This is a genomic window from Streptomyces sp. NPDC034099 (genome assembly GCF_055575415.1).
Genome location: NZ_JBVISR010000004.1, coordinates 678,393 through 699,466 on the forward strand (window position 1 = coordinate 678,393; position 21,074 = coordinate 699,466).

The 21,074-nt window shown below is 71.3% G+C and carries 14 protein-coding genes and 3 tRNA genes; 6 read left to right on the forward strand and 11 right to left on the reverse strand.

Annotated features, from left to right (window positions below):
• The first annotated feature begins 41 nt into the window (after positions 1 to 41).
• On the forward strand, positions 42 to 1,109 hold the full coding sequence (gene purM / locus ACZ56V_RS15630; RefSeq protein WP_398911184.1) for a phosphoribosylformylglycinamidine cyclo-ligase: 1,068 nt from the start codon (positions 42 to 44) through the stop codon (positions 1,107 to 1,109).
• 87 nt (positions 1,110 to 1,196) lie between these two features.
• Here purM and ACZ56V_RS15635 read toward each other — a convergent pair whose 3' ends face one another.
• Together ACZ56V_RS15635 and ACZ56V_RS15640 are read right to left on the reverse strand one after the other, a co-directional pair.
• On the reverse strand, positions 1,197 to 1,451 hold the full coding sequence (locus ACZ56V_RS15635) for a DUF3073 domain-containing protein (protein WP_052843058.1): 255 nt from the start codon (positions 1,449 to 1,451) through the stop codon (positions 1,197 to 1,199).
• A gap of 321 nt (positions 1,452 to 1,772) precedes the next feature.
• A complete protein-coding gene (locus ACZ56V_RS15640; RefSeq protein ID WP_398911182.1) occupies positions 1,773 to 2,867 on the reverse strand; it encodes a Leu/Phe/Val dehydrogenase in 1,095 nt (364 codons plus the stop codon).
• A gap of 239 nt (positions 2,868 to 3,106) precedes the next feature.
• On the opposite strand from ACZ56V_RS15640, the gene ACZ56V_RS15645 reads away from it, so the two are divergent.
• Both ACZ56V_RS15645 and bldC read left to right on the forward strand, forming a co-directional pair.
• Complete coding sequence (locus ACZ56V_RS15645) at positions 3,107 to 3,958, forward strand: DUF8083 family protein (protein ID WP_356368830.1); 852 nt, start codon at positions 3,107 to 3,109, stop codon at positions 3,956 to 3,958.
• 533 nt (positions 3,959 to 4,491) lie between these two features.
• Positions 4,492 to 4,698 (forward strand): developmental transcriptional regulator BldC, encoded by a 207-nt coding sequence (gene bldC / locus ACZ56V_RS15650; RefSeq protein WP_003949541.1) that lies wholly within the window; start codon positions 4,492 to 4,494, stop codon positions 4,696 to 4,698.
• Between the two features lie 470 nt (positions 4,699 to 5,168).
• On the opposite strand, the gene ACZ56V_RS15655 is transcribed toward bldC, so the two are convergent.
• From ACZ56V_RS15655 to ACZ56V_RS15690, 8 genes are all read right to left on the reverse strand, one after another.
• Positions 5,169 to 5,363, reverse strand: a complete 195-nt coding sequence (locus ACZ56V_RS15655; protein ID WP_468942615.1) for a DUF6274 family protein — start codon at positions 5,361 to 5,363, stop codon at positions 5,169 to 5,171.
• A gap of 511 nt (positions 5,364 to 5,874) precedes the next feature.
• A tRNA-Asp gene (locus ACZ56V_RS15660) sits at positions 5,875 to 5,949 on the reverse strand.
• Positions 5,950 to 6,077: 128 nt separating this feature from the next.
• Positions 6,078 to 10,037 (reverse strand): ATP-dependent RNA helicase HrpA, encoded by a 3,960-nt coding sequence (gene hrpA, locus ACZ56V_RS15665; protein ID WP_398911179.1) that lies wholly within the window; start codon positions 10,035 to 10,037, stop codon positions 6,078 to 6,080.
• Positions 10,038 to 10,135: 98 nt separating this feature from the next.
• Positions 10,136 to 10,209 (reverse strand) — tRNA-Phe (locus tag ACZ56V_RS15670).
• 24 nt (positions 10,210 to 10,233) lie between these two features.
• A tRNA-Asp gene (locus ACZ56V_RS15675) sits at positions 10,234 to 10,308 on the reverse strand.
• A 262-nt stretch (positions 10,309 to 10,570) separates the two neighbouring features.
• Positions 10,571 to 11,833, reverse strand: coding sequence for an NAD(P)/FAD-dependent oxidoreductase (locus ACZ56V_RS15680; protein ID WP_468942619.1), 1,263 nt, complete (start codon positions 11,831 to 11,833; stop codon positions 10,571 to 10,573).
• Positions 11,833 to 12,156, reverse strand: coding sequence for a 2Fe-2S iron-sulfur cluster-binding protein (locus ACZ56V_RS15685; protein ID WP_468942622.1), 324 nt, complete (start codon positions 12,154 to 12,156; stop codon positions 11,833 to 11,835). The genes ACZ56V_RS15680 and ACZ56V_RS15685 overlap by 1 nt, the downstream gene beginning before the upstream one ends.
• 40 nt (positions 12,157 to 12,196) lie before the next feature.
• Positions 12,197 to 13,066: a 4'-phosphopantetheinyl transferase family protein gene (locus ACZ56V_RS15690; protein WP_468942625.1), complete on the reverse strand. Its 870-nt coding sequence runs from the start codon at positions 13,064 to 13,066 to the stop codon at positions 12,197 to 12,199.
• Between the two features lie 276 nt (positions 13,067 to 13,342).
• On the opposite strand from ACZ56V_RS15690, the gene ACZ56V_RS15695 reads away from it, so the two are divergent.
• A complete protein-coding gene (locus tag ACZ56V_RS15695; protein ID WP_104635052.1) occupies positions 13,343 to 13,558 on the forward strand; it encodes a hypothetical protein in 216 nt (71 codons plus the stop codon).
• A gap of 242 nt (positions 13,559 to 13,800) precedes the next feature.
• Positions 13,801 to 16,815 carry an AfsR/SARP family transcriptional regulator gene (locus tag ACZ56V_RS15700; RefSeq protein ID WP_468942627.1) on the forward strand — a complete coding sequence of 1,005 codons (3,015 nt, stop codon included), beginning with the start codon at positions 13,801 to 13,803 and terminating at the stop codon, positions 16,813 to 16,815.
• Positions 16,816 to 16,913: 98 nt separating this feature from the next.
• Here ACZ56V_RS15700 and ACZ56V_RS15705 read toward each other — a convergent pair whose 3' ends face one another.
• Positions 16,914 to 19,205: a S9 family peptidase gene (locus tag ACZ56V_RS15705; RefSeq protein WP_468942629.1), complete on the reverse strand. Its 2,292-nt coding sequence runs from the start codon at positions 19,203 to 19,205 to the stop codon at positions 16,914 to 16,916.
• Between the two features lie 242 nt (positions 19,206 to 19,447).
• On the opposite strand from ACZ56V_RS15705, the gene ACZ56V_RS15710 reads away from it, so the two are divergent.
• Positions 19,448 to 21,073 carry a tryptophan halogenase family protein gene (locus tag ACZ56V_RS15710; RefSeq protein WP_468942632.1) on the forward strand — a complete coding sequence of 542 codons (1,626 nt, stop codon included), beginning with the start codon at positions 19,448 to 19,450 and terminating at the stop codon, positions 21,071 to 21,073.
• Position 21,074: the final 1 nt, after the last annotated feature.

A 21,074-nucleotide genomic window follows, 5' to 3' on the forward strand; every position in this document is an offset into this window, starting at 1 on the left:
CCCCGGCCTCCCTGCCGTACGACACGAAGGTTCTCATCGTCATGCCTGACACAACTGGTGCCAGCTACGCAGCAGCCGGCGTCGACATCGAGGCGGGCGACCGCGCCGTCGAGCTCATGAAGGAATGGGTCAAGAAGACGCGGCGCCCCGAGGTCCTCGGCGGCCTCGGGGGCTTCGCCGGTCTCTTCGACGCCTCCGCCCTCAAGAACTACGAGCGCCCCCTGCTCGCCTCCGCCACCGACGGCGTCGGCACCAAGGTCGACATCGCCCGGCAGCTGGGCGTCTACGACACCATCGGCCACGACCTGGTCGCCATGGTCATGGACGACATCGTGGTGTGCGGCGCCGAGCCGCTGTTCATGACCGACTACATCTGTGTCGGCAAGGTCCACCCCGAGCGGGTCGCCGCGATCGTCAAGGGCATCGCCGAGGGCTGTGTGCTGGCCGGGTGCGCCCTGGTGGGCGGCGAGACGGCCGAGCACCCCGGTCTGCTGGGCCCGGACGACTTCGACGTCGCCGGGGCCGGTACGGGCGTCGTGGAGGCCGACCGGCTGCTCGGACCCGATCGCATCCGAACGGGTGACGCGGTGATCGCCATGGCGTCCTCCGGGCTTCACTCGAACGGGTACTCGCTGGTCCGCCACGTCCTGCTGAACGAGGGCGGCCTGGCGCTCGACGCCCACCTGGACGGTCTCGGCCGCACCCTCGGCGAGGAGCTGCTGGAGCCCACCAAGATCTACTCCCTGGACTGCCTGGCCCTCATGCGCACCGCCGAGGTCCACGCCTTCAGCCACGTCACCGGCGGCGGACTCGCGGCCAACCTGGCCCGCGTGATCCCCGACGGCCTGCACGCCGTGGTCGACCGCTCCACCTGGGCCCCGGGCGCGGTCTTCGACCTCGTCGGCCGGACCGGCCGGGTCGAGCGCCTGGAGCTGGAGAAGACCCTGAACATGGGCGTGGGCATGATCGCGATCGTGCCCGAGGAGTCGACGGACGTGGCCCTGACGACCCTCGCCGACCGCGGCGTGGACGCCTGGGTGGCCGGTGAGATCACCGACCGCGGCGAGCACACGACGGGCGCGGCCCTGGTGGGCGACTACGCCGTCTGAGCTGCCGCGGATGCCACAGGTGTCGCGGGTAGCACAGAACCCGGTCGGTGACAGAGGTCACCGACCGGGAAGGTGTTCAGTGCAAGGTCAAGCGCCGCGTCGCTGTTGGGACGGGGACTGGCCGTCCTCGTCCTCGTCGTCGTCCTCATAGAGGTCGGCGTACTTTGCGTACACGTCATCGTCCTGCTCATCGTCCTCGAATGGCCCGCCGTTAGGCGGTTGTGCATTCGACGGCGATGCGCCCAGCTCCTCGGCCAGGCGGGAGAGATCAGTCCCACCGCTGTTGTACTTCAGCTGGCGGGCGACCTTCGTCTGCTTGGCCTTGGCCCGGCCGCGCCCCATGGCTCGACCCCCTCAACGACGGGGCTCGACGGCCCCAGAGTCTTGACACGCGTTCATGGTCCGGAACGGGCTCTCGTATGAGAGACCGGTCCGTAGGGCTTCCACGGTACCTGAGCCCACGCCCATACGGTACGTCGCCCGCAGCACGTGGCCTTGCCCAGGACCCTCGAGGCGCCCCGTCCTCGCTGGTCAAAGGCGATTTTAACCACCTTTCGACGGTCGACCCGCCGGGATAAGTGAGAGTTCTCTCCAACCGCCCCCCGACGGGTACCGGTCAAACCCGCGACGACCCTGCCTGCCCACCGCCGTACGGCCGTCGGATCACCGCCGGGAACGGGCCTCCGCCATGCGCTGCTCGGCGATCCGGTCGGCCGCGGCGGCCGGCGGGATACCGTCTTCCTTCGCACGCGCGAATATGGCCAGCGTGGTGTCGTAGATCTTCGCGGCCTTCGCCTTGCACCGGTCGAAGTCGAAGCCGTGTAGCTCGTCCGCGACCTGGATGACACCGCCGGCGTTCACCACGTAGTCCGGCGCGTAGAGGATCCCGCGGTCGGCGAGGTCCTTCTCCACGCCCGGGTGGGCGAGCTGGTTGTTGGCCGCGCCGCACACCACCTTGGCGGTCAGCACCGGCACGGTGTCGTCGTTCAGCGCGCCGCCGAGCGCGCAGGGCGCGTAGATGTCCAGGTTCTCCACCCGGATCAGCGCGTCGGTGTCGGCGACGGCGACCACCGACGGGTGCCGCTCGGTGATGCCCCGCACCACGTCCTTGCGCACGTCGGTGACGACGACGTGGGCGCCCTCGGCGAGCAGGTGCTCGACCAGGTGGTGGCCGACCTTGCCGACGCCCGCGATGCCCACCGTGCGGTCCCGCAGCGTCGGGTCGCCCCACAGGTGCTGGGCGGCGGCCCGCATGCCCTGGTAGACGCCGAAGGAGGTGAGCACCGAGGAGTCGCCCGCGCCGCCGTGCTCCGGGGAGCGCCCGGTGGTCCAGCGGCACTCGCGGGCCACGACGTCCATGTCGGCGACGTAGGTGCCGACGTCGCACGCGGTGACGTAGCGGCCGCCGAGCGAGGCGACGAACCGGCCGTAGGCGAGGAGCAGCTCCTCGCTCTTGAGCTGCTCCGGATCACCGATGATCACGGCCTTGCCGCCGCCGTGGTCGAGCCCGGCCATGGCGTTCTTGTACGACATCCCGCGCGCGAGGTTCAGCGCGTCGGCCACGGCCTCCGCCTCGTTCGCGTACGGGTAGAAGCGCGTACCGCCGAGCGCGGGGCCCAGGGCGGTGGAGTGGAGGGCGATGACGGCCTTGAGACCGCTGGCACGGTCCTGGCAGAGCACGACTTGCTCATGTCCCCCCTGGTCCGAGTGGAACAGGGTGTGCAGTACATCAGCAGGTGCGCCGTTTACGTCGGTCACGGTGGTGACTCCTGTGTAGGTGCGGCGATGGGTGGCAGGCCCCGTGAAGGTGGCGGGGACTGTGGCACGAGATTAGAGCCTGGGGGTGCCGGCCCGCCGCACAGTGCTCAGGATCACCTCCGCACGGAGTACGGGCGTGCGACGATTTGCAGAGATTCTCGCGCGTTTGTGATCCGTTGCCTCAGGTTTCCGCAGGTTCTCGCAGGTTTTCGCGTCGGTGCGCGGGGGAGGGAGCAGGCGTGCCCAAGGTGTCCTCGGTGATCGTCCCGTACGCGGCGTACCTGCGCGTGTACGAGCCGCTGGCGGCCTTCCCGGACGACGAACGCGCCCACTGGACCCGTTACGCCCGCCGCCCCGACCGGCCCTCCTACCAGGACGAGCTGCGCCGCTCCCTGGCCGACCTGCTGCCCACCCCGCCCGTCGCGGTGCCGGTGCACGAGAGCGCGGACGCCTTCGTGACCGAGGTGGACGGCGTGGTCTGCGTCTGCCCCTGGCGGACCCGGCTGCGCGGCTGGCAGGCCCTGGGCGAGCTGGCCGAGGACTTCCCCGAGCCGGTCCTGGACGCCCTGATCCCGCCGGTCGTGCGCCGCCAGAGCGCGCAGGACTACGAGCGCTGGCTGGAGCGCAACCCGGACGCCCGTCCCTGGATCCGCACGGCCACCTGGCAGGTTCCGATCAACTGGTTCGTGCTGGTCTCCGACGCGGAGCGGGAGTACGACGAGGGCGGCGACGACGAGGCGGCGGCCGCGCCGGTGCTGCGCTACCGGACGCCGATGGTGCAGGCCCGCCGCCGGGTGGCCCGGGGGCTGCGGGCCCTGCGGGAGGCCGTGGACGAGGGGCCGCTCATCGACGGCCTGGTGGAGGTGGGGCGCTGGCTGGAGGAGTTCCACCCGCGTTCCCTGGTGGAGTTGGACTACGGCGGACTGGTGCACGCCCTGCCGGCCGGTGAGTTGGAGGCGGACCACTCCGCGGCGGACGTGGCCGAGGGGATCGAGGCGCTGCGCCACGGTGACGGGGTCGCCGCGGGGGAGGCGTACGGGCGGCTGGTGGAGCGCTGGCGGGCGGTCCGGGACCGGCGCTCCGCGAACTGACGTTTGACGTACCGCCCGATGTGGGGTTTCGTCTTCCGCTCCGACATCCGTTCGGGGTGGGCTGATCCCTTGGCGACAAGGGACGTAGGTCCCGATCCGGGCGTATGCGTCAAGCGTGACGGACCGCACGTACATCACTCTTGCGCCGCTTCCCCCTCCTCATGCCAAAATAGGACAAGGAGCCCGGGGAGGGTTCCTTCCGTCCTGCCGTGATGCACTGTGGGTGGAATCTCAGCATTGCACGCTTTGGGGGGTCTGGTGACTCCTGATCGCCCCTGTGACTGATCGTCACAGAGGCGTGACTGTCCGCTATGGCATGGTCCATCGGCTTCCGTCGCTGATGAACACCTGGGAGGGCAATTCCATCGGTTTGGCCGACGCGGCTGGACAGATGGTGTAGTTGTAGTGCCGAGGACAAGCCGTTCGTCCTATAACCGACTCGACTCGCGTCCGCCATTTCGGGCAACGCGGGTCAAGGTGCAGAATTTAGAGGAATGAACCGAGAAGGTTCGGTTCTCCCGAGGAGGCCGCTCATGACCGCTCGCACCCCTGATGCCGAGCCGCTGCTGACCCCGGCTGAGGTCGCCACCATGTTCCGCGTCGACCCGAAGACGGTCACGCGCTGGGCGAAGGCCGGCAAGCTCACGTCGATCCGCACGCTCGGCGGGCATCGCCGCTACCGCGAAGCCGAGGTCCGCGCCCTGCTCGCGGGCATTCCGCAGCAGCGCAGCGAGGCCTGAACAACTGAATAACCGGGCAGAACGGCAGGTCCCCCAACCTGTCGGGGCGCCTGGACCACAGCTCCAAGCGACGCCGTCCCTGCCCCAACAGAGGTGCGTCGTTGATCGCGCTGGACTCCGCCGGGTCCAGCGCGATTTTTTGTGCCCGGTCCCGCGACCGGCGCCCGCTCCTCCGCCACGGTCCGTGTCCGGTCCTGTGTCAGGTGGACGGCTCGGCGGACGGTTCTGTGAGCGGGCTTGTCGGAGTCTGGGGAGCGGTGTCGGATCGGCTGTGCGAGCGCCGTCGAGGCGGTGCAATTGCACATATTAAATTGATTAGTTGTAGGAGAGGCGTAAGTGCCACCGTTTCAAAAACTCGTGCGGTGACACCTGTCACATCGCACGGTGGTTGTTGGGCTGGGCACTGGTGCGCTAATGGAAGCCTGGCCTCCAGGAGCTCTGCGGGGCAAGGGTGTTGAGGTTCGCGGGGTTCACGCCGTGGGCGCGCTCCCGTTCTCGACGCCCTCTTGACGGCCTGTCGGAGACTGTGGGGCCGGCGAGTCCAGCGCCAGTCGCAGGAGCCGGTGGCAGACCGGACAGTGGCGCGTCACGTGACCGAACGACGACGCGGCCGACAGATGCGCGCGGAGCAGGGCCCGCGTCTCGTGCCTGACCGACGTCGCCATACGCCACCTCCAGGGGCCACACGGGGGATGTGCCCTGTCTTTGGAGTACCGAGCGAATGTGACGCCGTCAAGGCCGCGAGAGGGCCACTGAGCGGCCCTGGGGGCCGCTGCGGGCTTCCGGGGGGCCTGAGGGGGAGCCGCGCACGGGGAGTTGCCCGCGCCGGGCGGTGCGGGTAAACGAAGAAGCCCCGCGCCGATTGCTCGGTGCGGGGCTCTTGTTGCGGTCCTGACGGGATTTGCCGTGTCCGATTGCGGCTGCGCCGCGGGCGCGGCCTCCACCTTGACAGGATGGCGGGCACTTCGCGGGTGGCGGGGGCGTCGTACGAAGAAGCCCCGCGCCGATTGCTCGGTGCGGGGCTCTTGTTGCGGTCCTGACGGGATTTGCCGTGTCCGATTGCGGCTGCGCCGCGGGCGCGGCCTCCACCTTGACAGGATGGCGGGCACTTCGCGGGTGGCGGGGGCGTCGTACGAAGAAGCCCCGCGCCGATTGCTCGGTGCGGGGCACTTGTTGCGGTCCTGACGGGATTTGAACCCGCGGCCTCCACCTTGACAGGGTGGCGAGCACTCCAAACTGCTCCACAGGACCAGGTTTCGCGGCGCTGCGCGACGGAGTCGCTGATGGATTCTGTCTGCGTTGCGCTGCGAGAAGAGACTGTACAGGAGGGTGGGCCGCCGGTCGAACTCACCCTCCGTGCAGACTCGGTCACGGCTCCGTCAGGGCGCTAGGGCGTCGATGGCCTTCACGATCCGCTTGTCGGAGACGGGGTACGCGGTGCCCAGCGCGTGGGCGAAATAGCTGACCCGCAGCTCCTCGATCATCCAGCGGATGTCCAGGACCTGCTGCGGCACCGGCCGGCCCTGCGGCATCTGCTCCAGGAGCCACGCGTACTCGTCCCGCATCTCGTGGACCTTCTCCATGCGGGAAGTGTCCCGCTGCACGCCCGTCGGCATCTGCTGCAGCCGGCGGTCCGCGGCGACCAGGTAGCGCATCAGGTCCGGCAGCCGCTTGATGCCCGCCTCGGTGACGAAGCCCGGCTTCACCAGCGCGTCCAGCTGCCCCCGCACGTCCTGGAGGTTCGCCAGCAGCGCGGGGCTGCGCACGGCCTTCAGACGGCGCTCGCAGGCCTGCCAGGCGGCCAGCACCTGCTGCACCTGGCCCACCGTGCGGACGGTCGTGTCGACGATCTCCGCGCGGACCTTGTCGTAGAGCTTCCGGTACGACTCCTCGTCCCACGCCGGGCCGCCGAAGTCCGCGATCAGCTGGTCCGCCGCCGCCATGGCGCAGTCGTCGAACAGCGCCTGGATCGAACCGTGCGGGTTCGCGGACAGGCCCAGCTTCTGCTGGTTGGTCAGCTTCTCGGACGCGAACTTCGCCGGGTTGACCGGGATGTTGCGCAGGATCAGCCGACGCGTGCCCTTCCACATCGCCTGCGCCTGCTCGGCCTCGGTGTCGAAGAGGCGGACCGAGACGGTGCCGGCCTTCGGTCCGTCGTCGACCAGCGCCGGGTACGCCTTCACCGGCTGACCGGCCCGGCGGGTCTCGAAGACCCGGGTCAGGGTGCCGATCGTCCAGTCCGTCAGCCCGGAGCGTTCCAGGGACTCGCCGCCGCTGCGCTCCGCGGTGGCCGCCGCGGCCTGCGAGAGCGCCTTGCGCGCCTTCGGGCGCAGCCGGAGCTTCAGCGCCTCCAGGTCCTTGTCCTCGGCCAGCTTGCGACGGCGCTCGTCGACGATCCGGAACGTGATCTTCAGGTGGTCGGGGACCTTCGACCAGTCGAAGTCCTCGGCGTCGAACGGCACTCCCACCATGCGCTTCAACTCCCGCGCCATGGTCACCGTCAGCGGTTCCTGCAGGGGCACGGCACGGTCCAGGAACGCCTGGGCGTAGTTCGGCGCGGGTACGTAGTTGCGGCGGACCGGCTTGGGCAGGGAGCGGATCAGCTCCGTGACGACCTGCTCGCGCAGCCCCGGGATCTGCCAGTCGAAGCCCTCGTCCGTGACCTGGTTGAGCACCTGGAGCGGCACGTGCACGGTGACGCCGTCGGCGTCCGCGCCCGGCTCGAACTGGTACGTCACCCGGAACTTCAGCGGGCCCTGCCGCCAGGAGTCCGGGTAGTCGTCCTTGGTGACCGCCCCCGCTTTCTCGTTGATGAGCATCTCGCGCTCGAAGTCGAGGAAGTCGGGCTGCTCGTGCCGCTTGTGCTTCCACCACGAGTCGAAGTGCGCACCCGAGACGACGTGTTCGGGCACCCGCTGGTCGTAGAAGTCGTACAGCGTCTCGTCGTCGACCAGGATGTCCCGGCGCCGGGCGCGGTGTTCCAGCTCCTCGACCTCGGTCAGCAGCCGGCGGTTGTCCGCGAAGAACTTGTGGTGCGTGCGCCAGTCGCCCTCCACCAAAGCGTTGCGGATGAACAGCTCGCGGCTGACCTCGGGGTCGATCCGCCCGTAGTTCACCTTGCGCTGGGCCACGATCGGCACGCCGTACAGCGTGACCTTCTCGTACGCCATCACCGCCGCCTGGTCCTTCTCCCAGTGCGGCTCGCTGTAGGTGCGTTTGAGGAGGTGTCCGGCGAGCGGCTCCACCCACTCCGGTTCGATCTTCGCGTTGACGCGGGCCCAGAGGCGGGAGGTCTCCACCAGCTCGGCGGACATCACGAACCGCGGGGGCTTCTTGAAGAGCGCCGAGCCCGGGAAGATCGCGAACTTGGCGTTCCGCGCGCCCAGGTACTCGTTCTTCGAGCCCTCCTTCACGTCCTTCATGCCGACGTGGGAGAGGAGACCGGCCAGCAGCGACACGTGTACGCGGTCGTCGGGTGCGGGGTGTTCCTCGTCGTTGAGGTGGATGCCCATCTGCTTGGCGACCGTGCGCAGCTGCGTGTAGATGTCCTGCCACTCGCGGATGCGCAGGAAGTTGAGGTACTCCTGCTTGCACATCCGGCGGAAGGACGACGAGCCGCGTTCCTTCTGCTGCTCGCGCACGTACCGCCAGAGGTTGAGGAACGCGAGGAAGTCGCTGCTCTCGTCCTTGAACCGGGCGTGCTGCTGGTCGGCCTGGGCCTGCTTCTCCGCCGGGCGTTCCCGCGGGTCCTGGATGGACAGCGCCGCCGCTATGACCATGACCTCGCGGACACAGCCGTTCTTGTCCGCCTCCAGCACCATCCGGGCCAGCCGCGGGTCCACGGGCAGCTGGGCGAGCTTGCGGCCGGTGTCGGTGAGCCGCTTGCGTACGTCCTTCTGCGCCGGGTCGAGCGCGCCCAGCTCCTGGAGGAGCTGCACACCGTCGCGGATGTTGCGGTGGTCCGGGGGGTCGATGAAGGGGAACTTCTCGATGTCGCCGAGGCCGGCCGCGGTCATCTGGAGGATGACGGAGGCGAGGTTCGTCCGGAGGATCTCCGCGTCCGTGAACTCCGGGCGCGCGTCGAAGTCGTCCTCGGAGTACAGCCGGATGCAGATGCCGTCGGACGTACGGCCGCAGCGGCCCTTGCGCTGGTTGGCGCTGGCCTGCGAGATCGGTTCGATGGGCAGCCGCTGGACCTTGGTGCGGTGGCTGTAGCGGGAGATGCGGGCGAAGCCGGGGTCGATGACGTACTTGATGCCCGGGACGGTCAGGGAGGTCTCGGCGACATTGGTCGCGAGGACGATCCGGCGCCCGGTGTGCTGCTGGAAGACGCGGTGCTGCTCGGCGTGCGAGAGCCGCGCGTACAGCGGCAGTACTTCCGTGAATCGGTACTTCTTCTTCTCCAGCGCGTCCGCCGTGTCGCGGATCTCCCGTTCGCCGGAGAGGAAGACGAGGATGTCGCCCTTGCCCTCGCCCATCAGCTCCTCGACGGCGTCGGTGATCGCCGTGATCTGGTCCCGGTCGGCGTCGTCGCCGTCCTCCTCCAGGAGTGGCCGGTACCGCACCTCCACGGGATAGGTCCGCCCGCTGACCTCGATGATCGGGGCGTCACCGAAGTGCCGGGAGAAGCGCTCGGGGTCGATGGTCGCCGAGGTGATGACGACCTTGAGGTCGGGGCGCTTGGGCAGCAGCTGGGAGAGGTAGCCCAGCAGGAAGTCGATGTTGAGGGACCGCTCGTGGGCCTCGTCGATGATGATCGTGTCGTAGGCGCGCAGCTCGCGGTCGGTCTGGATCTCGGCGAGCAGGATGCCGTCCGTCATCAGCTTGATGAAGGTGGACTGCGGGTTCACCTGGTCGGTGAACCGCACCTTCCAGCCGACGGTCTCCCCGAGCGGGGTGTCCAGCTCGTCCGCGACCCGCTCGGCGACGGTGCGCGCGGCGATCCGGCGGGGCTGGGTGTGCCCGATCATGCCGCGGACGCCACGGCCCAGCTCGACACAGATCTTCGGGATCTGGGTGGTCTTGCCGGATCCGGTCTCACCGGCGACGATCACGACCTGGTGATCGCGGATGGCCGCCGCGATCTCGTCCTTCTTCTGGCTGACCGGGAGCTGCTCGGGGTAGCTGACGGCCGGCACACGCGCCCGGCGTTCACCGATGCGCTGCTCGGCCTTGGCCACCTCCGTCTCGATCTCGGCGAGGACGGCGGCGCGGGCCTCCGGCTTACGGATCTTCCGCGCACCCTCCAGCCTGCGGCCGAGCCGGTGCGCGTCGCGCAGGGACAGCTCGGTCAGCCGGGGGGCGAGGGTGCCGAGGGCGGGGGCAGGGTGCGTAGACATACGGGTTCCAGGATCTCATCCCGGGGAAAATCCTGGCGAACGCTTTTGCCGCGGCCGGATACAACAAGACCCCGATCCGAAGATCGGGGTCTTTGCTGTGGCTGGGGCCGGGGTCGAACCGGCGACCTATCGCTTTTCAGGCGATCGCTCGTACCAACTGAGCTACCCAGCCGCGAGGTTTCACGTGAAACCTCAGCGGTCCTGACGGGATTTGAACCCGCGGCCTCCACCTTGACAGGGTGGCGAGCACTCCAAACTGCTCCACAGGACCAGGCGCTGTGTGTGACAGTGTCGCACACGCTTGCTTTTGCCCCCAACACGATACTTCCCGGTGGCCGGGGCCCTCGTCAGCTGGGGTGACGTCGCTGAAGCAGAGTATCAGAGGATGCGTGCTGCCCTGGAAACGCGCAGGTGGGCTGTGCGCGGACGAGTGGGCGCCGATCGGGCGCCTTCCGCGTCCGCGGTATACGGGTGGTCCGGGGCGGGGTGGGGCCGCGGACGCCGTGGGGTGCGGGGCATGTGACGCCCCTTTCTCATGGAGCCGGCACGGGGGTGGGTGCCTGGGCCCTGAGATGGTTCCGGAGGGTGAAACCCTCGGCCGCGGCCTCCTCGGGGGTGAGGGGGACGCCGGCCGTGAGGAGGCGGCGGGCCGCCATGTGGTCGGCGGGACGGTTGACGGACTCCACGGCGACCAGGGCGGTGCCGCGGAAGAGCAGCACGGAGAAGGCGTCCGGGGACGTGCGCAGCACGAGTTCCCTGTCGTGGCCGCGGCTCAGGCCGGCGATCTGCAGGGTGGCGGAGAACTGGTTGCTCCAGAACCGGGGCAGCTCGTCGTAGACGCGTGCGGCGCCGGTGAGGCGGTCGGCGACCAGCCCGGCGTGGTCGACGGCGTTCTGCACCGACTCGATGCGCAGGGGCGTCTCCGACCCGGGGTGGGGGAAGAGGGCGCAGTCGCCCACCGCCGAGACGCGCGGGTCCGCGGTCAGCAGCCGGGCGTCGGTGACGATCCCGCCGTCGACGGTCAGTCCCGCGGCCTCGGCCAGTTCCGTGCGGGGGGCGACCCCGACGCCGGCCAGGACGAGGTCCGCGGGCAGCAGGCGGCCGTCGGCGAGTTCCACCCCGGTGACGTGCCCGGCGGCGTCGCCGGTCAGGGCGGCGATGCCCTGGCCGAACAGCATCCGGTTCCCGCGCTCCTCGTGCAGCCGGGTGAGGTGCCCGGCCGTCGGTGCCGAGGTGATCCGGGCCAGCGGCCGCGGGAGCGCCTCGACGACGGTCACCCTGTGTCCCAGGTCGCGGGCGGCGGCGGCGAACTCCAGGCCGATGAACCCGGCTCCGACGACGACCACCTGCCGGGCCCGGGCCAGGTGCTCCCTGATCCGGTCGGCGTCACGCAGGGTGCGCAGGGTGTGCACGCCGGCCAGGTCACCGCCCGGGACGGGCAGGGTCCGGGCGCGGGCGCCGGTGGCCAGGACGAGGTGGTCGTAGCCGAGGACGCTCCCGTCGGCCAGGCGGACGGTGCGGGCCGGCCGGTCCAGGGCGACGGCGGCGCCCTGGACCCGGGTGATCCCGTGCCGCTCGTAGAAGGTGGGCGGGCGCAGCCACAGCTGGTCGGTGTCCGTCTCCCGCTTGAGGTAGGCCTTGGACAGGGCCGGCCGTTCGTAGGGCGGGACCCCCTCGTCGCCGACCAGGGTGACCGGGCCCCGGTGGCCTCGTTCGCGCAGGGCGGCGGCGGTCTGGTGCCCGGCCTGCCCGGCTCCGACGACGAGGACGTGGCCGACCGGTTCGGGGGCGTTCATCAGGCCTGGCTCTCGGGGAGCCGGACGACCAGGCCGTCCAGGGCGTCGGTGACCTTGACCTGGCAGCCCAGCCGGCTGTTGTCGGCGCGGGCGCAGACGGTGAAGTCGAGCATGCCGTCCTCTTCCTCCTCCATGGGCTCCAGTCGGCCGAGGTCCTCGGGGTCGACGTAGACGTGGCAGGTCGCGCACTGGGCGAAGCCGCCGCACTGCCCGACGATGCCGTCCACGTCGTTGGTGAGGGCGCCGCGCATGAGGCTGGTGCCCACGGGGAGGCCGAGAACCGTCTCGGTGGCGTCGACGGCGATGTACGTGATCTTGGGCATGACAGGCTCCTGCGGGACGTGAGTGGCGTCGGTCGGTGCGTCAACTCCCGTACGAGGAACGGGAGTTCACAAGTCGGGAAGTCGTAGGGGCCAGGTGTGCGGGGGCACGGGCCGGGGCGGCCCGGGTGGCCGGGTGGCGCCGTATCAGGTGGTGCCGGGGGAACAGTTCCGTGCCGCGGTGCACGGTGGGGTGCACGTCGGAGACGCCGAGGACGGCCACCGCGCCGTGGTAGTCGTCGTCGAGCCGTACGTCGGCGAGGGCGGGGACCGGGCGGGCCGGCCGGGCCGGGTGCCAGCCGAGCAGGGCGGGCGGGTCGTCGGGGCCGGAGAGCGTGAAGTCGGTCATGGGGGTGTTGAGGCCCTCGCCGGTGGCCTTCAGCACCGCCTCCTTGCGGGTCCAGTACGTCAGGCAGCCGCGGGCCCGCCGCTCAACGGGCAGCGCCTCGACCGCGGCGCGCTCGGCCGGAGTCAGGACCAGCTCGTACTCCGGTGGCAGGGCCGGGCCGGTCCAGGGCTCGACCCGTTCCACGTCCAGGCCGAGCGGGCTGCCCAGCGCCACCGCCACCGCCACCAGGTCGCCGGAGTGCGAGATCGACAGTTCCCAGCCCGCGCCGTCCCCCACCACGTGCGGTTTGCCGTGCGGACCGCCGCAGTCGGGGCAGCGCGTGCGGAAGCCGATGGCCTCCGGGCCGGTGCCCACCAGTGAGGCGAGGGCGGTCTTGGCGAGCAGTCGGCCCGTGACGAAGCGGGCCAGGTCCAGTTCGTGGGCGAAGGACGAGCAGCGGGTGAGTTCCGTGGTGTCCAGGAGGCCGAACCAGGAGGCGGGCCGGGGCACCGGGGGCAGCGACCAGATGTGGCACTCGGCGGCGGACTGCTGTGCGTCGGCGCCGGGTGCCTGGACGGGCGTCATGACGATTTCACCTCCGTACGGCGGCAGTCGGTCCGCCGTACTACCGAGTTTCCGGCGGGACGGGGCGCCCGGATAGCAGGAAATCCTCCGCGTTCCGGGGGTGGAAAACCCTCCCCCCAGGCGGCCGTTATCGCTGACGGGCACCGCGTTAAATGCCGCCCCGGCAGGCGAAAACGACGTGATAACAGCCCGAAAGGGCGCCTTCCTAACTTCGTGGTCACAAGGAAGTCAGCGCCTCCCGGATTACCCCGGGGGCCGACCGAGAGGGCCACCGAAATGAACCGCTCCTGGATCGTCGCCGCCAAGTCCGCCGTCGTCGCCGTGGTCGCCGGAACCGCGCTCTGGACCGTCGGAGGCGCGGCCGTGCAGACGCTGGGCGCCGGTGACGCGTCGCATTCCACTTCGACGGTGGCCGACCCCATCAACTGGAGTGTCGTGGTGCCCGGGACGACCGCCCCCGCGCCCACCCCGACCGCCACCCCGGCCGGCTGAATCGGCGCCGGCCGGACCACCGCCGGCCGAATCGGCGCCGATTCGATCGGCGTCCACTGAATCAAGCTTCAATCATTGTTCATAAAGGGCCCGTATTACGGTCCGCACTTCGTTCGCCCCGTCACCGGTCGTCCGGGAACTCGTCCCCTTTCGGTGCCGGACCCCTCTCTTCCCGCTGAATCACCCCCGGCGGTGACCTACATTGGTTCTCGTCCGACGGGCAGTTCGAATAGGGGGGCGGAGTGGGCGAACAGCTCAGGTTCAACGTCTTGGGTCCGCTCACGGTGACCGTGGGCGAGGCGGGCGTCCCGCTCGGCGGCGCACGCCAACGGACCATCCTCGCCCTGCTGCTGGTCATGCCCGGCCGGGTCGTCCCGGTGGACACCATGGTGGACACCGTCTGGAACAGGAATCCGCCGCCCACCGCCCGTACCCAGGTGGCCATCTGTGTGGCGGCACTGCGGAAGATCTTCAAGAGCGCGGGCGTCGGCGGGGACGTCATCGTCACCGCGCATCCCGGCTACCGGCTCGACACCGCCGGCCACGACGTCGACTCGCTGCGGTTCGCCGAACTCGTGCGCGGCGCCGAGCAGTACGCCCGGAGCGGGCTGCTCGCCGAGGCGGCCCAGGCCTACGCCCAGGCGCTCGGCCTCTGGCGTGGCCCCGCCTTCGCCGGGGTGAGCGGGCCGGCGGTCGAGGACGAGGCGGAGCGGCTGGAGGAGCACCGCCTCAACGCCTACGACGACTCCATCCTCGCCCACCTGGAACTCGGTCAGCACCAGGAACTCATCCCGGGGCTTGCCGCGATGGTGCGCGAGTATCCGCTGCGGGAACGCACCCGGCACCACCTGATGCTGGCCCAGTACCGTTCGGGCCGCCGGGCGGACGCGATGGAGACCTACCGGGACGCGCACAGCCAGTTCATCGAGGAACTGGGCATCGAGCCGGGCCCGGACCTGAAGGAACTGCACGACGCCATCCTGCGCGACGACCCCTCGCTGGCCCCCGTGCCGGCGGTCGTGGACCGGCCGGACGCCCCGGGCCCCGCGGCCGGTTCCGCGGCGGCCGCGCCGGCGCCCGCCGTGCCCGCGGCTCCTCCGGCGGCCGTGCCCGCCGAACTGCCGCCGGACATCCCGGCCTTCACCGGACGGGCGGAGGAACTGACCGCGCTGCACGGCCTCCTGGCCGGCGCCGGGGAGGAACGCGCCCCCACCACCGGCCTGATCACCGGCGCCGCGGGTATAGGCAAGAGCGGCCTCGCGATGCGCTGGGCGTTCCGCTCCGCCGAGCACTTCCCCGACGGCCAGCTCTTCGCGGACCTGCGCGGGTACGACGAGAACCACGAACCGGTCTCCGCGCACGACGTGCTGAGCCGCTTCCTGCGGTCCCTGGGAGTGCCGGGCGAGCAGATCCCCGGCGACCTGGAGGAGCGGGTGTCGCTGTACCGGAGCGTGCTCGCGGACCGTCGGGTGCTGATCGTGCTGGACAACGCCCGTGCCTACGCGCAGGTGCGGCCGCTGCTGCCCGGGGGCGGCCGGTGCTGTGTGCTGGTCACCAGCCGGGATCAGATGGAGGAGCTGGTGACCTGGCCGGCGCAGGCCCGGGTGCACCTGGGCCTGCTGTCCGAGCCGGAGGCCGTCGAGCTGATCACGGCCATCGTGGGGGAGCGCAGGATCGCCACCGCCCGCGAGGACGCCGCGCAGCTGGCCGAGCTGTGCGACCGGCTGCCGCTGGCGCTGCGGATCGCCGCGGCCCGGCTCGCCTCCAAGCCGCACTGGACCGTGCGCTACCTGGTGAACCGGCTCACCGACGAGCGGCGGCGGCTGGACGAGCTGAGCCAGGGCGAGTCGCAGATCCGGGCCAGCCTCGCGCTCAGCTACAAGTACCTGTCCGAGGACGCCGCCCGGCTGCTGAGGCGCCTGGGCCTGCTCGACGCGCCCGACTTCACCGCGTGGGTGGGCGCCGCGCTGCTCAACCGCGAGGTGATCGACGCGGAGCGGCTGATCGAGGACCTGGTCGACGCCCAGTTCCTGGAGGTCGTGAGCATCGACGCGACCGGTCAGCTGCGGTACCGCCTGCACAGCCTGGTGCGGCTGTACGCGCGGGAGTGCGCGATGAAGGAGGAGTCGGAGCCGGACCGTACGGCCGCCCTCACCCGGGTGCTGCGGACCTTCCTCACCATCGCCGAGGAGGCCGACCGGCGGGAGAACGCCGGCCACGGCACCGGTGTGCACAGTGACGTTCGGCGCCGCCGGATCGACTCCGAGTTGCTGGACGAGCTGCTGACGGCGCCCCTCGAGTGGTTCGAGGCGGAGCGGCTGGCGCTGGTCGCGTCGGTGCGGCAGGCGGCGCGGGCGGGACTGTCCGAGCTGGCCTGGGACCTGACCGGATCGGCCGCCGTCTTCTTCGGCACCCGCAGCTACACCGACGACTACCGCCGGTGCTGCGAGGAGGCTCTGGAGGCCGCCCACACCCACGGCGACCTGCGCGGCCAGGCGGCGATGCTGTTCGGGCTCGGGTCCATCGAGCTGGTCCACAGCGAGATGGAGCGCAGCTCCGGCTATCTGGAGCAGTCGGTACGGCTGTACGAGGAGGCGGGGGAGAGCCGGGGGCGGGCGGTGGCGCTGCGGCTGCTCGGGCAGACCGCGCGGGCCCGGGGCGAGACGGAGCAGGCCATGGGGATCTTCGCGGAGGCGCTGGCGATCTTCCGGGACACCGGCGACGCGTACAGCGAGATCCACACCCTGCACAACATGGCGGAGACCGAACTCGTCGCCGAGCGGCCCGAGTCGGCGATGACCTACGCCCTCGACGCGGTGCGCCTGGGGGAGAGCCTGGGGTCGGACACCCGGAACCTGGCCCAGGCGCTGCACCGGCTCGGGCAGGCCCACCTCGCCCTGGGCGGCCTCGGCGAGGCCGAGCAGGCGTTCCTGCGCGCGGTGCGGATCGTCAAGGAGAAGTCCGACACGGTGGGCCTCGCCTACACGCTGCTCGGCCTCGGCGAGACCCGGTTCCGCAAGGGGGACACGCAGCAGGCCGGGACCACCCTGGCGGACGCGCTGGAGACCGCGGAGGAGTGCGGGAGTCCGATGGCGGCCGGCCGGGTCAGGCTGGTCCTCGCCGAGCTGAGCCGGAGCCTGGGCCGCACCGAGGAGGCCCGCGACCATCTGCGCACCGCACAGGAGGTGTTCCGGGACATCGGCGCGCTGGCGTGGCAGCGGCGGGCGGAGGAGGCCCTGGCGGCGCTGGTGGGCTGACCGGCCCGCGGCCCCCGGCATGGGAAAGGTGCCCGTGCCCCGGAGAAATCCCGGGGCACGGGCACCTTTCGTGCGGGGCGGTGGCCGGGGAGAGGGCCTCAGCCGAACAACTCGCCCAGGGCCTCCATGTCGATCGGCACCGGCGGCAGCCGGTAGTCCGCGGGCGGCTCCGCGTCCAGCAGGTGCCGGACCAGGAAGTCCCACTTGCGCTGGTTCACGTAGTGCTCGTAACCGAAGTAGATGTGGTCGGCGTCGGGCACCACGAGCAGGTCGAAGTCCTTGCCGTGGGCGATCAGCCGCTCGGCGAGCCGCAGCGTGGACTGCGGCGGCACCCGGTCGTCCAGGCCGCCGTGGACGAGCAGCAGCTTGCCTTCGAGGCGGTCGGCGAGGGACTCGTTGGCGAGGGCGGCGTACTCCTCCTCGTCGAAGGGGCCGTGATAGGCCTCGCCCAGACCCGGCTCCAGCAGGCGGAAGTCGTGCATGCCGGACTCCGCGACGCCCACCCGGAAGACGTCGGGATGGCGCAGCAGCGCCCGTACGGCGGCGTAGCCACCGGAGGACATGCCGGTGACCCCCACCCGGTCCAGGTCCATCCAGGGCCGTTCGGCGGCCAGTTGGCGCAGCGCGGCGACGTGGTCGTCCAGTCCGCAGGCGTCACCCAGGTTGCCGTAGGAGGCGTCCAGGAACTCCTTGGAGCGGCCGGGGGAGCCCTTGCCGTCGACCGCGACGACCACGAAGCCGAGCGCGGCCAGCGCCTCCGCCTCGTAGCCGTAGTGGCCGGGGTCGAAGGAGGGGCTCACCCGGTTGTCGGTGGGCAGGCCGTAGGGGGTGTCGATCACCGGGTAGCGCCGGGACGGGTCGAAGCCGTGCGGCAGGTACAGCAGGCCGTGCACGTCGCAGGTGCCGTCGGCCGAGGTGGTGCGGAAACGTATCGGCGCGCGCCGGCCGGTCTCCCTGAGACGGGTGTCGTCGGCGCGTTCCAGCTCCACCAGCACCCGCCCGGACCAGTCCCGCACGGTGATCACGGGGGCGAGGGCGGTGGTGGAGGCGGAGTCGACGAAACAGGTGCCGCCCGGGGCGACGGTGACCGCGTGGTCGAGGTCGTCGTCGGTGATCCGCTCGAAGCCCGAGCCGTCGAGGCCCACGCGGCACACCGTGCGGCGGTACGGGTCCTCCTCGACCAGCCCCGCGGCGGTGAAGTACACCGTCCGCTCCGCCTCGTCGACGTGCAGCAGTTCCTGGACCGCGAAGGCGCCCGAGGTCACCGCGTTGACCAGCGCACCGGAGTGCGCGGCGTGCAGGTAGAGGTGGCCCCGGCCGTCCCGTTCCGAGTACCACAGCACCTCGTCGCCGCCGGCCAGGACGCGCACCAGCGGCGGCTGGAGCTGGCGCGGCGCGGGGTCCACCCTGGTCCGGCCCCGCTCGGTCAGGACGGTGCGCACCTCGCCGGTGTCCGGGTCGAGGCGGTACAGGCCGAGGGTGCGGGCGTCCCGGCTGCGGGACAGGTAGTGGACCGCCGAGCCGTCCGGCTCCCACCAGGCCCACCGCTGGAACAGCGGCGACATCATCGACATAGCCACCGGCTCGCCGCGCGCCTCGGTGACGGCGCCGGTGGTGACGTCCAGGACGACGAACTCGGCGAGCGGTATGCGCTCGTCCCCGGCGACCGCGTAGCGGGGCGACAGCAGCGCGGGCTCGCCACCGCCGGCGGGGGCGGCGCGCAGCAGGTGGGTGCGGCGGACGCCGTCCTGGACGGTGCGGTGGGTCAGCACCCGGGAGGAGTCCGGCGACCAGACCACGGCGGGCGGCAGATGGGGCAGGCCCAGCTTGGTCAGCAGCGTGGAGTACATGAGGTAGTCGGGGTTGGCGCCGTAGTCCCGGTCCTCGGTGCCGTCGGACGTCAGCGCCCAGTCACGGTCCCCGTCCAGCGTGCGGGCGCGCAGGTCGTGGCCGGCGCGGTGGACGGCGTGCTTCCGGTCGGGTGCGGCCACCTCCAGCGGGCCGACGGGAGGCTCGCCCGCCGTCCTGCGCAGGGTGTGGTCGTCGAGCCGCAGCAGCCAGTGCTCGCCGAAGGCGTCGAACTCCACCGTCCCGTCGGCCGGCCCGATGGCCGGGAGGGGGAGGGCGGCCGCGTCGACGGGCTGCCCGGTCGCGGCCGCGAGGGCCGACGCCAGCCGTTCGTGGTCGAAGGCGAGGCGGCGGGTGCCCGCCACCGGGTCGACGAGCACGTACTGCTTACCCTCCACGGTGGCCACGGTGTACCAGAACCGCGTGCCGTCCTCGAGCCAGCGCGGGGTGAGGCGGCCGCCCGGGAGCAACTCCCCGCGGTGGTGCCGCAACAGCCGTTCCGCCGTCCGGTAGGCCCGCACATCGAGTCGTTTCCGTTGCATCGTCGATGCCCTTTCCTGGATGTGGTTTTCGGATGCCGCCGGGTGAAACGGTGTATTCCCCCGGGCTTTTCCGGGAGTGCGCGGCGTGAGCGGTACCGGATTCGGGGCCGTCATCATCGCCACCGCACCCGGGCATTGGCCAGCCTTCGGCGCGGGAGGCGTTCTTGTCCTGTCCTGTCGACAGGACAGGGCGGCAGAAGACGATGTGAAGACAAGTGAACACAAGAACTGGGGGACCCGGTGTGAGCACGCACAGTCCGGGAAAGGTCGTGATCGTCGGAGCGGGTGTCGCGGGGGCGATGACCGCCGCATATCTGAAAGCGGCTTTCGGTGACCGGACCGAGGTGGTACTGGTCGGCTTTCCACCGGCCGGTGAACCCGCCGGGCACGAGTCGACCCTGGGCGACATCCGGGACTTCTTCGACTTCCTCGGCCTGGCCGAGGAGGACTGGATGCCGGCCTGCGACGCCACCTGCAAGCTGGCGGTCCGGGTGCAGGACTGGAGAGGCCCGGGGCAGTACTTCTACCTGCCGTTCGAGCCGGCCCGCCGGGCCGGGGGCTTCCCGCTCACCGAGTGGTGGCTGAGGCAGCGGCCCAGCGGGCGGTTCGACCGGGACTGCTTCGTCTCCGCGTGGCTGTGCGACGCGGGCCGCGTACCGCGCCCCGCGGCCGACGCCGGTCCCGGCGCGGACGCCGCCGTCCCGTACGGCTACCACCTGGACTCCGCGGCGCTCACCCGGCTGCTGACCCGGTACGCGGCGGAGCGGGGGGCGGTGTCGCTGACCGGTGACCCCACCGACGTACGGCTGGACGCGCGCGGCTGGATCGAGTGCCTGGTCACCGAGGAGCACGGGGAGGTCCACGGCGACCTGTTCGTCGACTGCACCGGCGAACGCGGGCTGCTGCTGCACCGGGCGCTGAAGGTGCCCCGCGTGTCCTACCGGGACACGCTGCCCAACGACTCCCTGGTGACGCTGGAGGCGCCCGCGGACATGCGGACCCGCGGCATCCCGCCGTACACCACGGTGACGGCGCGCGGCGCGGGGTGGATGTGGACGGTGCCGCTGTTCGACCGGATCGGCGCGGGACACGCCTACGCCACCGAGTACTGCACGCCCGAGGAGGCCGAGCGGGCGCTGCGTGAGCACGTGGGGCCGGAGGCGGCCGGGGCGGCGGCCGTGCACACCCCGCTGCTGCCGGGCCGCGGCGCACAGGCGTGGAAGCACAACTGCGTCGCCGTCGGGGCGTCGGCAGGGCGGGCCGAGCCGCTCGGCACGGTCGGGGACGCCTCGGCGGCCCACCACGCCCTGGAGCGGCTGGTCCGGCACTTCCCCGGCGCCGACTGGCACCCGCGGTTGCGGGCCGGGTTCAACGCCGCGACGGCCGCGGCGCTGGACGGCGAGCGGGAGTTCGCCACCCTGCACTACCAGGGGGCGGCGCGGGACGACACCCAGTACTGGCGGGACGCCAAGACCCTCGTGCTGCCGGGCGGCCTCGCCGAGCGGCTGGCCGGCTGGCGGGTGCTGCCGCCGGGCCCGGAGCACCCCGGAGACGGGCACCGGGGCAGGCCGGGGCACGCGTACACCTCTGTCCTCATCGGCACCGGCGGCGCCCCGCCGCGGGCTCCGGCCGCCCTGCTCCTGGTCGGCGACGCGGTGGCGCTGCGGGAGTTCGCGGCGGTGCGGCACGAGGCCGCCGCCCTCACCGGCACCTCGCCCACCGGGTACGAGTACCTGGCCCAACTGGGCGCGACGAGCCCGCCCGCCGACCGGCGTTCCGTCCTGTCGACAGGACAGCGCACGCGGCCGCCGCAGGTGGGGGAACAGGTATTCCCGCACCAGGGTCCCGACGGGTGGAGGAATGCTTGAC

What these genes read in the sequence shown, in the direction of transcription:
- ACZ56V_RS15680 (WP_468942619.1), bottom strand. Translation starts at nt 11,833, where the DNA reads ATGAACGCCCCCGAACCGGTCGGCCACGTCCTCGTCGTCGGAGCCGGG.
- ACZ56V_RS15690 (WP_468942625.1), bottom strand. Translation starts at nt 13,066, where the DNA reads ATGACGCCCGTCCAGGCACCCGGCGCCGACGCACAGCAGTCCGCCGCC.
- ACZ56V_RS15685 (WP_468942622.1), bottom strand. Translation starts at nt 12,156, where the DNA reads ATGCCCAAGATCACGTACATCGCCGTCGACGCCACCGAGACGGTTCTC.
- ACZ56V_RS15695 (WP_104635052.1), top strand. Translation starts at nt 13,343, where the DNA reads ATGAACCGCTCCTGGATCGTCGCCGCCAAGTCCGCCGTCGTCGCCGTG.
- purM (WP_398911184.1), top strand. Translation starts at nt 42, where the DNA reads ATGCCTGACACAACTGGTGCCAGCTACGCAGCAGCCGGCGTCGACATC.
- ACZ56V_RS15635 (WP_052843058.1), bottom strand. Translation starts at nt 1,451, where the DNA reads ATGGGGCGCGGCCGGGCCAAGGCCAAGCAGACGAAGGTCGCCCGCCAG.
- ACZ56V_RS15705 (WP_468942629.1), bottom strand. Translation starts at nt 19,205, where the DNA reads ATGCAACGGAAACGACTCGATGTGCGGGCCTACCGGACGGCGGAACGG.
- hrpA (WP_398911179.1), bottom strand. Translation starts at nt 10,037, where the DNA reads ATGTCTACGCACCCTGCCCCCGCCCTCGGCACCCTCGCCCCCCGGCTG.
- ACZ56V_RS15655 (WP_468942615.1), bottom strand. Translation starts at nt 5,363, where the DNA reads ATGGCGACGTCGGTCAGGCACGAGACGCGGGCCCTGCTCCGCGCGCAT.
- bldC (WP_003949541.1), top strand. Translation starts at nt 4,492, where the DNA reads ATGACCGCTCGCACCCCTGATGCCGAGCCGCTGCTGACCCCGGCTGAG.